Source organism: Exiguobacterium artemiae, assembly GCF_033342815.1.
Lineage (GTDB): Bacteria > Bacillota > Bacilli > Exiguobacteriales > Exiguobacteriaceae > Exiguobacterium_A > Exiguobacterium_A artemiae_A.
Genome location: NZ_JAWPEN010000021.1, coordinates 13473 through 26998, shown reverse-complemented (window position 1 = coordinate 26998; position 13526 = coordinate 13473). Strand labels below are relative to the sequence as shown.

The 13526-nt window shown below is 48.4% G+C and carries 12 protein-coding genes and 1 riboswitch; of the genes, 5 read left to right on the top strand and 7 right to left on the bottom strand.

Annotated features, from left to right (window positions below):
• The 4 genes from R7V76_RS15190 to R7V76_RS15175 all read right to left on the bottom strand — a co-directional run bounded on the left by R7V76_RS15190 (position 1) and on the right by R7V76_RS15175 (position 3643).
• Entirely contained in the window at positions 1 to 840 is an 840-nt protein-coding gene (locus R7V76_RS15190; RefSeq protein ID WP_318094049.1) for a lysylphosphatidylglycerol synthase transmembrane domain-containing protein, read from the bottom strand.
• Positions 837 to 1757: an NAD-dependent epimerase/dehydratase family protein gene (locus R7V76_RS15185; RefSeq protein ID WP_318094048.1), complete on the bottom strand. Its 921-nt coding sequence runs from the start codon at positions 1755 to 1757 to the stop codon at positions 837 to 839. The genes R7V76_RS15190 and R7V76_RS15185 overlap by 4 nt, the downstream gene beginning before the upstream one ends.
• Before the next feature lie 25 nt (positions 1758 to 1782).
• Positions 1783 to 2964 carry a hypothetical protein gene (locus tag R7V76_RS15180; RefSeq protein WP_318094047.1) on the bottom strand — a complete coding sequence of 394 codons (1182 nt, stop codon included), beginning with the start codon at positions 2962 to 2964 and terminating at the stop codon, positions 1783 to 1785.
• A gap of 151 nt (positions 2965 to 3115) precedes the next feature.
• Positions 3116 to 3643: a YbjN domain-containing protein gene (locus R7V76_RS15175; RefSeq protein ID WP_012371690.1), complete on the bottom strand. Its 528-nt coding sequence runs from the start codon at positions 3641 to 3643 to the stop codon at positions 3116 to 3118.
• A 208-nt stretch (positions 3644 to 3851) separates the two neighbouring features.
• On the opposite strand from R7V76_RS15175, the gene R7V76_RS15170 reads away from it, so the two are divergent.
• From R7V76_RS15170 to R7V76_RS15160, 3 genes are all read left to right on the top strand, one after another.
• On the top strand, positions 3852 to 6299 hold the full coding sequence (locus R7V76_RS15170; protein WP_318094045.1) for a CoA-disulfide reductase: 2448 nt from the start codon (positions 3852 to 3854) through the stop codon (positions 6297 to 6299).
• A 225-nt stretch (positions 6300 to 6524) separates the two neighbouring features.
• Positions 6525 to 7970 carry an alanine/glycine:cation symporter family protein gene (locus R7V76_RS15165; protein ID WP_318094043.1) on the top strand — a complete coding sequence of 482 codons (1446 nt, stop codon included), beginning with the start codon at positions 6525 to 6527 and terminating at the stop codon, positions 7968 to 7970.
• 117 nt (positions 7971 to 8087) lie between these two features.
• A complete protein-coding gene (locus tag R7V76_RS15160; protein ID WP_012371687.1) occupies positions 8088 to 8549 on the top strand; it encodes a hypothetical protein in 462 nt (153 codons plus the stop codon).
• Between the two features lie 104 nt (positions 8550 to 8653).
• Here the strand turns inward: R7V76_RS15160 and R7V76_RS15155 are convergent, their stop codons facing one another.
• On the bottom strand, positions 8654 to 9466 hold the full coding sequence (locus tag R7V76_RS15155; protein WP_318094041.1) for an aldo/keto reductase: 813 nt from the start codon (positions 9464 to 9466) through the stop codon (positions 8654 to 8656).
• A gap of 157 nt (positions 9467 to 9623) precedes the next feature.
• Between R7V76_RS15155 and R7V76_RS15150 the strand changes: the two genes are divergently transcribed.
• A complete protein-coding gene (locus R7V76_RS15150; protein WP_012371685.1) occupies positions 9624 to 9824 on the top strand; it encodes a hypothetical protein in 201 nt (66 codons plus the stop codon).
• A gap of 41 nt (positions 9825 to 9865) precedes the next feature.
• On the opposite strand, the gene R7V76_RS15145 is transcribed toward R7V76_RS15150, so the two are convergent.
• Positions 9866 to 11173, bottom strand: coding sequence for a Na+/H+ antiporter NhaC family protein (locus tag R7V76_RS15145; protein WP_318094038.1), 1308 nt, complete (start codon positions 11171 to 11173; stop codon positions 9866 to 9868).
• A 78-nt stretch (positions 11174 to 11251) separates the two neighbouring features.
• Positions 11252 to 11355, bottom strand: a riboswitch (SAM riboswitch).
• A gap of 68 nt (positions 11356 to 11423) precedes the next feature.
• On the bottom strand, positions 11424 to 12377 hold the full coding sequence (locus R7V76_RS15140; protein ID WP_318094036.1) for a metal ABC transporter solute-binding protein, Zn/Mn family: 954 nt from the start codon (positions 12375 to 12377) through the stop codon (positions 11424 to 11426).
• A 177-nt stretch (positions 12378 to 12554) separates the two neighbouring features.
• On the opposite strand from R7V76_RS15140, the gene R7V76_RS15135 reads away from it, so the two are divergent.
• The gene (locus R7V76_RS15135; protein WP_012371682.1) at positions 12555 to 13514 is read left to right on the top strand and encodes an alpha/beta hydrolase; all 960 of its coding nucleotides are present in this window, start codon (positions 12555 to 12557) and stop codon (positions 13512 to 13514) included.
• Positions 13515 to 13526: the final 12 nt, after the last annotated feature.

Sequence of the window (13526 nt, the reverse complement as noted above, 5' to 3'; positions counted from 1 at the left end):
TCATCCTTTCGTGTTGTGCTTCTTGAACTGGGTAAACAGTAAGTGAACCGTCTTAAAATGACGGATGAGTACATAAACCGGCGCTAAAAACGCAAACGCGTATTTAAAGAGATGGGTCATCAAGGCAAGCTCATACGGATTCGGAACACCCGACAGATGCAGGACGGTTCCCATGGCAAGTTCGTATGTCCCGAGCCCGCCCGGCGTGAATTGGGCGATGCCGGACAGGACCCCGGCGCCCATCGCGACGAGAATGATGGGAAATGGAACGGTCACTTCGGCGCCTTCGAAAAGACAAGCGACGGCAACGGCTTCAAAAATCCAGGAGAGCAGACCGTATCCGATCAATGCCGGCATCGCTTGGATGAATCTGCGAACGAGCAGTAAAAGGACGAGACCTCCTGAGAGTGCCAAGGCAGCGACCCAAACGGTTTGTCCTAATAATACCCCGGCCGCCACGAAAAGACCGAGTACGGATAGGTCGATCCCGCGTTGGGCGACCAAAATGGCGGTCGTCCGTTTGAGAGGACTGCCAATGGCACGGGCTGTCAACAAGCGGACCGCTTCCCCAAGCTTGACCGGCGACAGATGATTAACAGCCAGTCCGATGTAGAGACTCGTCAGATAGACGGCTGTCGGAGCCGTTTTTTCGTCAGCTGTCCGCCAGGCAATCGCCCGGACATAAAAAGCAAGTGCGTAGCTGACCGTTGCGGCCGGTGTCCAGTAAGAAGTCGTCAATGTTTGGATATAGCGCCAGGCAGTCGGCAGTTCCAAGCCGAATCGCAGAAGTAAAAAAAGAGTTGCCAACGTCAAGAAGACGCTCGCAACTCCACGGATCACCGACGTTCGAGATGCCATGTGATCATCCGTTCGATTCCATCAGCGAGCGTAAAGGAAGGAACGTAACCAAACGTCTGCCGGGCCGCCTCGGTATTACTCCAAGTCATCGAGACATCGCCTGTCCGTGCCGGTGCCGAAATGACCGGGACGTTAAACCGTTCACCGAGTAACATGGCGATATCGCGAACCGATTCCGGACGATTGGCACCGAGATTGAAGAGGCCCGTCGCTTTTGCGTCAAGCGCCTGTTCCATGCCCCGGGTGATGTCATCGATATAGGTGAAGTCACGGACCGGATCGCCGAAAACGGTAATCGCTTGACCGTCCAGTGCTTGTTCAATGAAGCGAAACAACGCCATATCCGGCCGGCCGGATGGACCATAGACCGTGAAAAATCGGAAGATCGTCATATTCAGGTCATACAGATTTTGATAGGTCCGGCAAAACGTTTCCGCACTGTACTTAGCTGCTGCGTAAGGACTCATCACATTTCCCGTCGCTTGATGTTCAAGCAAGGCGCCGGTCTGTTCACCGTAAACGGAAGAGGAGGAAGCAAAAAAGACATGCGGAATACCGTGGGTTCGAGCTGTTTCGAGGACAGTCACCGTCATCGCGATGTCATCTTCGATGTAGCGATGGGGTTCAGTTAAAGAACCCGGGACACCCGGCAATGCTGCTAAATGAAACAGGGCGGCAAACGAGTGGTTGGCACACCACGTTGCCAAATCTTCGTGGACGTTGCCGTCAAAGACGTCAATTCCGTTAGCCTGTAACTGTTTTGCCCTTGTCAGCTTCAATTCGACATCATAATAGTCGGTAAACGCATCGATGACATAGACGGTGTGACCGCTTGCTTGAAGCCGTAGTGCAAGCGCCGCCCCGATAAAGCCGGCTCCTCCTGTAATTCCGATTTGCATAGCGCATTCCTCCGATTTTAAACGATTAGTTGAGCGGCTCTAACGCGTCAGTGATCTGATCACCTGTTTTTTCTGCCTTCAGATCACCTTTTTCGACAAGAGCATACCAGGCACTCGCATCTGCCAAAACTGTTTGTGCGGTTTCTTTGCCTAAACGATTTTCGAGTGTCGGTTTCATGGCAATGACGAACATGTTAGCTTCCATCGCTTCGACGCGTGCTGTATCGATATCTTTTTTCTCGAGTGCTTCTTGTGTTTCTTCGTGGTAGCCGTCAATCTTTTCCGTTAGTGCTTTGGCGAACAAGCTCTCGATTTCTTTGAACTTAACGTCTGCCGGTTTTGTTTTTGAGAAATCATAGCGTTCTTTTAATGTAGCGACGGCTTCTTCATCGCCGCCGGCAAGTGATTCTTCGATGGCCAGCAGGAATCCGTATCCTTCAGCTTGTTCCATCTGCAATTCTTTTTCGTCTGTGCCGGCTTTGACACCGTCTTCGATTTTTTGAGCGTAACCGAGAGCAGCGAGATAGAACGACCGGTAAATCGATTTATCCGTCAATTGTTTCGCGACATTAAAATCAGCGATGTTTTTTGCCGTAATCGCTTCTTCCTGCGCTGTCAATCCGGAGTTGATGGCTTGAGCGATCGAGTCTTCGTTTTTGAAGCCGTAACTGGCATCCCGTTTTTCAGCCGTCGGAATGAAGACTGTCTCTGACATATCTTGAATGTCGCTGAGTGCAGCTGTCGCTTCGTCCGTTTTTCCGGCAGCAACGGCTTCTTCCGCTGTCGCTTGTGTTGATTTTTGAAGTTTATAGAAATAAGACTGAATGCCTTTGTCCACGAGTTGGCGGGCAACATTCTCATCGAGATCTTTAGATTCGACACCTGCTAATGCGGAACTGATGACCTCATCGATCTCAGGAGCAGCTGTCGTGACGCCGCCTTTTAATTTCGAGTCATAGCTCGTCTGAACCATTTTCCAGTCAATCGCTTGACCTTCTTTTGCTTTGTCGAGTTCCGCTTTGATGGAGCTGAAGATCGTCAGTTCATCTTTTAAGGTCGTAGCGGCGATACCGGCGTTTGTTTTCGTCTCAGATGTTTGCTCCGTTTTTTCTTTTTTAGGAGCCGTCGTCGTTTCTTCGCTGTTTCCACAGGCCGCAAGCAGTCCTGCAGTCATAAAGAGTGATGCTACTTTTAAGCGTTTTTTCATAATCTATTCCCCCAGAATAAGATGATTGTGTTAAAAATGATGTCGTTTTCACAAATCTAACTATAGCGAGAATAATTCTCATTGTCAATTGAACCTGAAAATGAAAAAAATGGCTCCCGAGTTGTCTCGAGAGCCATTTTTAAGCGATATTTTACTGAACTTGGTCATATAATTTCGTGAGATAAGCGAATACTTCGTCGGAAGCTTGGAACATCATGACAGAGTGTCCGAAGATTGCTGCCGGATTAAAGCCGTGATCGAGATCAATCGTTGAAGCAATCGTGACATCACGGTCGCTGTCGAGGACAACACGGAAGTATTTGAATTCTTGGTTGAAGTCGTTGATTGCATTTAAGATTGGGAGATCTTCGACACCGTCTGGTACGTGTGTGATTGTACGGGCGAATAACTCGACATCTGTCGCCGTTTTACTGAAGACGATCATCATCATCGGTTCTGCGCCTGATGGTGTTTTTTCTTGCGTCATAAAGAAAACGTGTGTCTCGTTTTCACGTGCTTCCATCGGGATGCCTTTTTCGACTAAGAATGCTTGGAACTCTTCCAGATATTGTTGTTGCACAGCCGTTACCCCGTTTTCATTTGTTTCCGGCTGACTGTTTTGGTTGATCGGTGTGACTTTGTTATCGTTCGTGTCTTTCGAGTTACGATCCTGGTCCATTTTAAAATCCCCCTTATAAATACTGTAATCTCAGTTTCAAGCATTTTAGATGGAATTGCAACTAATGTCCGTTATCATCGAAGGAACAATTTTATTATAAAGTTCCGACAAGTTTGTGAATCAACGAACAGATAACTTGAAAAGCCATACCTGAATGGGTATATTGGTACACATAGAACACTAGAGATCATTGGAGGAGGAAGCCGGAATGAAAACGATTATTGTAGGTGGAGTAGCTGGTGGAGCAACTGCGGCGGCGCGATTACGTCGATTGGACGAAACCGCAGAAATCATTCTTTTGGAACGTGGAAAAGAAATTTCTTTTGCAAACTGTGGACTTCCGTACTATATCGGAGACGTCATTAAAGATCGGAATAAGTTGCTGGTTCAAACTCCGGAAGGGATGAACGCACGCTTCAATCTGGACGTCCGGAATTTATCGGAAGCGATCCGGATCAACCGCGAACAAAAAACGGTGACGATTCGTAAAGTGGATACGGGAGAAGAGTATGACGAAACGTACGATCAGTTGATTTTGTCACCCGGCGCAAAACCGATCCGTCCAGGCATTCCGGGTCTAGAGGAAGCAACAAATGTCTTCACGTTACGGAACATTCCGGATACCGATAAGATGCGTCAGTATGTCGACGAAGCGCGTCCGGCACATGCGACGGTCATCGGCGGCGGATTCATCGGTCTTGAAATGGCGGAAAACTTAGTCGAACGCGGCGCACGCGTGACGTTGATCGAAATGTCGGATCAAGTCATGGCACCGGTCGATCCGGAAATGGCAGCCATCGTCCATGAACATTTACGGGCGAAAGGCGTCGAGTTGATTTTAGCGGACGGTGTGTCACGCTTTGAAGAAGCGGGGAACCGTGTGGTCTTGACGAGCGGAAAAACGATTCAGACAGAAATGAACATCTTATCCATCGGGGTCATGCCGGAAAGCAACTTGGCTTCGGAAGCTGGACTGAAGCTCGGCATTAAACAAACGATTCAAGTCGATGAGACATTGCGGACATCCGATCCTTCCATCTTTGCGATTGGTGATGCGATCGAAGTCAAAGACTATATTACCGGGGAACCGGTTCATGTCCCGCTGGCTTGGCCGGCAAACCGTCAAGGACGTCTCGTCGCCGACATCATTGCCGGACGAGATGTCCGTTACACCGGGACACTCGGAACAGCAGTCGCAAAAGTGTTTGATTTGACGGTTGCTGCAACCGGAAACAATGAAAAACGTCTTCGTCAGTCAGGACGCCGTTATGAAGCGATTCACCTGCACCCTGGTTCACATGCCGGCTATTATCCGGGAGCGAGTCCGATTTCGATGAAACTGTTATTTGATCCGGTGGACGGAACGATTTTCGGGGCACAGGCGATTGGGATGACAGGTGTCGAAAAACGAATCGATGTCTTGGCAACGGCGATTAAAGGTGGACTGACAGTGCTTGATCTTCCGGATCTTGAATTGTCGTATGCGCCTCCTTATAGTTCCGCAAAAGATCCGGTCAATATGGCAGGTTATATTGCCTCGAATATCGTACTCGGAGACAGCGAAAATGTTCATTGGCATGAGATTGACCAGATTGTTGCGGACGGCGGATTATTGCTCGATGTTCGCGAACCTTCGGAAAATGAACTCGGTTCGATTCCGGGATCAGTCAACATCTCATTACCGACGTTACGTCAATCGCTTGACGAATTGCCGAAAGATCAGACGATTTACGTGACGTGTCAGGTCGGACTCCGTGGATATGTCGCGAGTCAATTGCTGAAACAGAACGGATTTACCGTCAAAAACTTGAGCGGTGGTTATAAGACGTGGGCGACGGTCAACCGTGACCGCGAAGCGAGAAGTCAAGTACGGGAGGAAACAGCTGTGACGACGATAAAAAGCGAGCCGAAACAAGTGGCGAAAGAACAGATTACGTTACTTGATACATGTGGTTTACAGTGCCCGGGACCGATTCTGGAGCTGAAAACGAAAATCGATCAATTACAGGACGGGGATCAAGTCTTTATTAAAGCGTCCGATCCTGGATTCCTGCCGGATGTTCAGGCATGGGCCAAAAAACTCGGTCATACCGTTCACACAGCGGAAATGAATAAAGGCATCGTTGAGGTCCTCCTTGAAAAAGGAAATGCGACGAACCAAGCGGTATCATCAGTCGCCGCAACTGCCGATGATGCGACGATGGTCGTCTTCAGCGGTGATCTTGATAAAGCACTTGCTTCATTCGTCATTGCGCAAGGGGCACAGGCGATGGGGAAACAAGTGACGATGTTCTTTACGTTCTGGGGACTCAACGTCATTCGTAAACCGGATGCCCCTGCCGTCGACAAGGCACCGATGGAACGGATGATGGGAATGATGATGCCGAAACATGCTGGTGATCTCCCACTTTCGAATATGAATATGGGTGGGGCCGGTCAAAAAATGATGAAAAAAGTCATGAAGGATAAACAGGTCGATGCTCTAGAGACGATGATGGCGAAGGCGCAAGCAGCCGGCGTCCGGATGATTGCCTGCACGATGTCGATGGACATCATGGGCATCAAAAAAGAGGAGTTGCTCGACGATATCGATTATGGTGGTGTCGCAAGTTATCTCGGAGCGACAGACGGTTCGAACCTGAATCTGTTCATCTGATCGTGTTCAATGGTTAAATCAATTCTTAGCAAGGGACTGACCCAAAAGTCAGTCCCTTGTTTTTTATGCCGAACCTGACATCTCATGTGAGGTTTGTGAGGATTTTACAGATTATGATGACTTAAAAGAAGAAAATGAATTTGATTTTCTAAAATTATTTACGTATTATAGAACACATGTGAAAAAAGGTTACATAATCGAACGCTTAACTAAGGGGGAACACCTGTGGAAAAACAACTGATGGATGTTATCGGTAGTATCAACGACTTGTTATGGTCGAGTGTCTTGATTATCTTATTGGTCGGTTTAGGAATTTATTTTACGATTCGCATGGGATTCGTCCAGTTTCGGATGATTCCGGAAATGTTACGGCTGTTGTTCCAAGGAACGGATAAAGGAAAAGACGGTGTTTCGCCTTTCCAAGCTTTTGCCATCAGTACAGCGGCACGTGTCGGGACCGGCAATATCGCCGGCGTCGCGACAGCCATTGCGCTCGGTGGACCGGGTGCAGTCTTCTGGATGTGGTTGATCGCCTTAATCGGTTCAGCCTCGGCATTCGTCGAGAGTACGCTGGCTCAGATTTATAAAGTACGTGATGAAAAAGCATGGCGCGGTGGTCCGGCGTATTATATGGAAAAGGCGCTTGGACAGCGGTGGTTAGGGGTCGTTTTCAGTATTCTGATTACCATCTCGTTCGGATTCGTCTTTAACTCGGTTCAGTCCAATACGATTTCACTGTCGCTTCAAAGCCAGTACGGGGTGGATAAGACGTGGATTACGGTCGGACTCGTTCTGTTGACGGCACTTGTCATCTTCGGTGGTGTCCGGAGTATTGCAACGGTGTCGGCGTTCCTCGTCCCGATCATGGCAGGAGGCTATATTTTGATTGCCCTCTATATCATGGTGACGAATTTAGAAGCATTGCCGAACGTCTTTGGTCTGATTTTCCAAGAAGGTTTACTTGAGTTCAAAACACTGGCCGGCGGAGCAATCGGAGCCGCAGTCTTAAACGGAATCCGTCGTGGTCTTTTCTCGAATGAAGCCGGTATGGGTTCAGCTCCGAATGCCGCTGCGACGGCAGAGGTATCGCATCCCGTCAAGCAAGGATTGATCCAGTCGTTTGCTGTTTTTGTTGACACACTGCTCGTCTGTTCTTCGACAGCGATGATTGTTTTAGTCAGTGGTGTTGCGACGCAGGATGCGAGTGGAGCACCGGTCGCCGGAATCGATTTGGCGCAAGGAGCATTGGCGTCGCAAGTGGGTCCGTTTGCCACAGCATTTATGGCGCTTGCGATTTTCTTGTTTGCCTTCAGTTCGATTGTCGGAAACTACTACTACGGTGAATCGAATATCAGCTTCATAAACGATAATAAGAAAATCATGATGGTCTATCGTGTGATTGTCCTCGGGATGATCGTGTTTGGTTCACTCGTTCAAACGGCTGGACTTGTCTGGGCACTTGCCGATATCTTCATGGGCTTGATGGCAATTGTTAACTTATATGCGATTTTCCGCTTATCCAAAATCGCCAAGCTCGCACTGGATGATTATTTAGTGCAACGGAAAAAGGGACAAGATCCCCGTTTCCATAAAAATTCAATTCCAAATCTTCCAGGTCAAGAACTGCTTGAAGCATGGCAGGACGAAGACCAAAAAGAAAAAGCAATTTAATACAAAAAGGATCAGAGTCATCTGGTCCTTTTTTGTCTGGAGAGATTTTAATAATCGTCATTAAAGCAGTGTGAAAATGGGAATACTAAAAAAAACGACCGGAAAGGAGGGGGGAGGATGGAAAACGTACATTATGTACGTGTCGCGGATGCCGTTTGGGATTCGTTTGGAGATGATCCCCACATCATCATGGACTGGATTTTATTTATCCATGAAACACAACCCGATCATGAACAATTGTTTGCACTCGAAGAAACGACTCCATTGTATCAGTTGATGAGTCAAATCGATATCTTCATTGATCAAGAGACCCATTATAATCTGGGACGGGCAATTGTCGGAGAGGAACTGATCGTCAATGAAGAGCATGCGGCAATCGTCGGTATCCTTCCCTTGCCGTTACTCATTATTTCATCGGAGGTCATGCGAAACTTTGATCGCCAAGCGCTTGAAGTGATTTATCAGGAAGCCGGCCGGCAAGGTGATTTTGATGAGGTCTGGGAACAGTTCGGAAATTTATGCGCTTATTTTCACCAGGCGGAAGAAGCGCAGGATACGATTCTCGTCTATTATGTCTGACGGTCCATCACTCATATAGGAAAAAGGGGAGGTGGATGTGAATATCCGCCTCCCCTTCGTCTATAGAAAAACCATTTTTCTTTAAACCGATTGTGTATGTTTACTTAAAAATCGATTTCGTCCGGATCCGGTCCGAGACGGACGTCTGTTGCCAAACGGTCAATCTTCTCGAGATCATCTGCATCGAGTTGGAAGTCAAAGACATCAAAGTTTTCCGCAATGCGTTCAGGTGTGACCGATTTTGGAAGCGCAACGATGCCGTTGTCTAAATGCCAACGCAAGACGACTTGTGAAGGGGATTTGCCGTGTTTTTCGGCAATTTCCTTGAAGTCATTGATTTCGAGGAATTTCCCTTGCATGAGCGGACTCCATGCTTCCACTTGAATGCTGTGGTCCTGTAAATATTCATGCAGCTCATGTTGCGGAAGTTGCGGATGAAGTTCAACCTGATTGATCATCGGTGTCATTAATCCTTCTTCAGCAAGTGTATCGAGATGATGTTCTTTGAAGTTCGAAACACCGATTGCCTTAATTTTACCGGCTTCGTAAAGTTCGACCATGGCTTTCCATGCTTCGACATACCCTTCAACCGGCCAGTGGATCAGATAAAGATCAAGGTAGTCGGTTTCGAGGCGTTCAAGTGACTCAGCGAAAGCTTCTTTAGTGCGTCCGGCACGAATGTCATCGTTCCATACTTTAGACGTTAAGAAGAGATCTTCACGGTTCACGCCGCTTTCTTTAATTCCTTTGGCGACACCACGTTCGTTTTTGTAAACGGCAGCCGTATCAATATGACGGTAACCGACACGAAGGGCTTCTGCGACGGCAGCCGGTGCTTCCGTCTCTTCGTCGACTTGCCAGACACCAAATCCGATTTGTGGAATCGTGACACCATTTGAAAGTTTTGCGTATTGCATGTGTATACTCCTCCTTCAATGAAACGAGAATATGGAATTGCTCGTTTAGTTTAGCATGAACAAGCAAGAACGTCTGTTTCAACGCTCAAGGGAGGAAAAAGGCGGTTAGAAAGCGAAACGAGGAGGGTAAATCTATAAAGGAAACGAGGTGTATTTTATGAAACGATCTGTTAAAAACGTACCAAAAGGTGTGTGGGCCGGCCTCGCAGCCTTGTTAGGGACACAAGCGGCATGCTTGTTCCTCGGTGCCCGGAAGACAGGGCGGAATCCATGGGTCTGGGGAGGCGCAGGACTGATTCAGTTCCCGCTTCCGGCGATTGCGTACTTCATTCTCAACCGCCAGGACCGGAAAAAATAAGACAAACACAAGACCCGTTGCTGTTGCGACGGGTCTGTTTGTTATGAAACATTTTTTTGTCGTGCGTCCGATGTTTTCCGACGCGGGAAGCCAAAAAGAATCGCAAGAGATCCGCATACGAAAAGCAGGAACGGATAAAACAGATAAGGAATCAGTTCCGGGGAAGCCGTTTTCGTTAATTCCGCTGCAATCAGCAGCTGGGCGCCGTACGGAATGATGCCTTGGATACCGCAAGAGAAGATATCAAGGATACTGGCTGACTTTTTCCGGTCAATGTCATACGTATCCGCGATTTCTGCAGCAAGCGGTCCGGCGACGAGAATTGAAATCGTATTGTTTGCTGTTGCGAGATTCGTCGCACTGACGAGTGCCGCCATACTGAATTCCGCGCCGCGGCGTTGCGAGATTTTTTGCGTCAGCGTTTCTTTCAGATAAGCGATCCCGCCGTTAAAGGTGATCAGACTGACGAGACCACCCATCAGTAATGTCAAAATCGAGATTTCCGCCATTCCCATCAAGCCGTCAGACATCGATAGGACAAAACCGCTTAAGCCGAAACTGCCGTCAAGCATCCCGATGATCCCTGTCAGCAATGTACCACCGACGAGAACGAGGATCACGTTGACGCCAAACAAGGCGAGTACGATGACGGACAGATACGGAATCAGTTTATAAAATTCAAACGCTTTTGCTTCTACAACATTTCCTGTGCTTGAAACAAAAGCCAGGATGATGATAGTCAGAATAGCTGCCGGCAAAACAATCAGGAAGTTGGTTCTGAATTTGTCGCGCATGTTGGTTTTTTGTGTCCGGACGGCTGCAATCGTCGTATCGGAAATGAACGACAAATTGTCGCCGAACATTGCGCCACCAACGACAGCGGCGGCCGCAATCGCAACATTGACACCGGTTGCTTCATGGATTCCAAGGGCAATCGGAGCGAGTGCCGCAATCGTACCGGTGGAAGTCCCCATCGCCATCGAGATGAAGGCCGCGATGATGAACAGTCCGCTCATCAGGAGGGACGGAGGTAAAAATGTTAATGACGCATTGACGGTTGCTTCGATCGCGCCGATTGCATCGGCCGTTCCGGAAAAGGCACCGGCAAGTAAGAAGATAAAGACCATAATCATGATGTCCGGATTTCCGGCACCTGCTGCAACCCGTTCCACGGTCTGGTTGATGCCGCCCTTCGTTGTGACCGCCGCAAAAATCAAGGCAATCAAAGCTGCAATCAGAATCGGGAATTTGTAAAAGTCATCGTAAAAAATACCGGCACCGATAAAAAGAACTAAAAAGACAAGTAACGGTAGAAGTGCCCATTTGTTCGGTGTAATCGTCTCGTTCATCAAACCACTCCTTTTCTAAAAGTACAAAAAAAGACTCCTTCGCAAGAAAGAAGGAGGTCTTTACTGAAAAAGACGCTCTTCTTATCTCTCAAGCCGAAGCTTGCTGGATTTGGCACAGTACGATTTAATCGTCCGCTGCCGAAACATCATCGGGCCAGTCCCTCCGTCTCTCGCGATAAAAAGAAGTCATTTAATTGTCTGAAATACGTTTTCTACCGTAACGTATCTTTTACTGCATGTCAACACTGCTTCACTGCAGTGCTTGCTTGAGTGTCGTGACATTTTCATTCATCAAATCAAAATACGATGCCTTTTGCTGCGCTTTCGTGACGGATTCGAGATTGTGGATCGTAATCGCCTCCGCCCCGATTTCCTGTTGGATGACGCGTGCGACTTTCGGTGAGACCGTCTCTTCGAAAGCGATATACTTCAAGTCGTGGAGCTTAGCTTCCTTGACGATTGCTGCCAGTTGCTTTTGCGAAGGCTCGTCGGATGGAGAGATACCGGCAATCGGTAACTGCGAGAAGCCATACCGTTCGGCTAAATATCCGTAAGCCGCATGTGTGACAAGCAATTCTTTTTTAGATCCCTGCTCAACAGCCTGTTGCAGGTTTTGATCGAGCTTATCTGCTTGTGTATTGAATGTCGTCAGGTTTTTTTCGAAAGCAGCCTTTTTGTCCGGAACTTCTTTTGCGAGGGCCGTCGTAATCGACTGGGCCATCACTTTGGCATTGTTCGGATCGAGCCAGACATGCGGGTCGAATTTGCCATGATCATGTTCTTCTGCTGCATGTTCGTCAGCATGTCCTTCATGCTCATGAAGTGTGGCATTCGCTTCGAGCAGATCGATGCCTTTACTCGTCTCAACGAAACGAACATCGTTACCTTTAAGACTGGCTTTGATTTTTTTTGAGTACGGCTCAAGTGTCGTTCCGGTCAAGAGGAACAGATCACCTTGTGCGATTTCAGTTAGTTGTTTGGACGTCGGTTCGTACGAATGCGGATCGGCCCCCGGAGGTACAATCATCTGGACGTCGATGTCCGTGCCGCCGATTTCCTTGGCGATTGCTGCAGTGGCGAACGTTGATGTATAGACACGGAGCTTTTGGTCGGCCGCATCCTGAGTGGATTCGGAAGAACCGCAGCCAGCAAGAAAAGCAGCTCCTGCAAAGGCGACCGTGAAAGCTGAAAGTAATTTTCTCATATGAATAAACCCTCCAAAAAAATATTAAAACGTAATTATTCCGATTTGAACCTTTTCACTATAACGAATCCGAAACCAAGCGTCAAGTACCAGTCAGGGAAGACGTTCGACTTCTAAATAAATCGGGTAAAAGACTAATAAGATTAGAAATCGAGAGGGAATTTCGGAGGTGATGAGGTGAAACGGGAAACCGCTTGGCTAATGGGAGGCGCGGCCATTTTGACGACGGCTGCGGCCGGAGCAAGCATTTGGAACAACTACGGTGCCTTATTAAGATGGACAGAACCGGCCCTTCCGCTGTCGGAAGTCCAACTCGCGCCGCGGACGGTTGTGTATAAAACCGTCCATACCCAAGAATTGAAGCTGGATTTATACTATCCTCCAGGGGACGGTCCTTTCCCGGTCGCGATTTATGCGCATGGGGGAGCCTTCGTCAGGGGAAACCGGGATGATGTCTTTTGTTTTACACCAATCATGGAACGTTTCCTCGAGCTTGGCATCGCAGTTTGCAGCATCGATTACCGCTTATTCGAAGACGGCAGCTATTTTCCGGATAATCTGGAAGACGTACGGGACGCACTCTGTTTCTTGAATCAAGAGGCGGATGATTTACAAATCATGCGCGGACGGATGGTATTGTGGGGAGATTCAGCCGGAGCCGCCTTGATGCTGACAACGGCACTCGCTCCGACGGAATTCGTCGGCGAACAAAAAATGGAACGCCTGCCGTTGATCAGCGGTGTCATTGCCTTGTATCCTCCGACGAATTTCCTGCTGTTCAAGTTTATTCAAACCTGGATTGCCCATATTAAATTTTACGGTGGCGGCAGGGAAGAATGGCGGGAACTCATGACACGGGTCTCGCCGGTGACGCACTTACGAGCGGACTCGCCGCCGATCATGTTGCTGCACGGGAAAAAAGATCCGATTGTCCCGTTTACGCAAGCATTGCATTTCGTCGAAAAAGGAGCGGATGTCGGAGCGGATGTCCGACTGTTTTCCTTCCCGAACGGCACACATTCACTGGCGAGTTTTGCTCAGACGGAAAACCCGCTCAAAATCGAGCGTTTGCTGGAACGGATTGAAGCGTTCAGCTGTCAAGTCCTGGCGTTACCGCCCCGGGAGACCCTTCACTAAAAAAGAAAACAT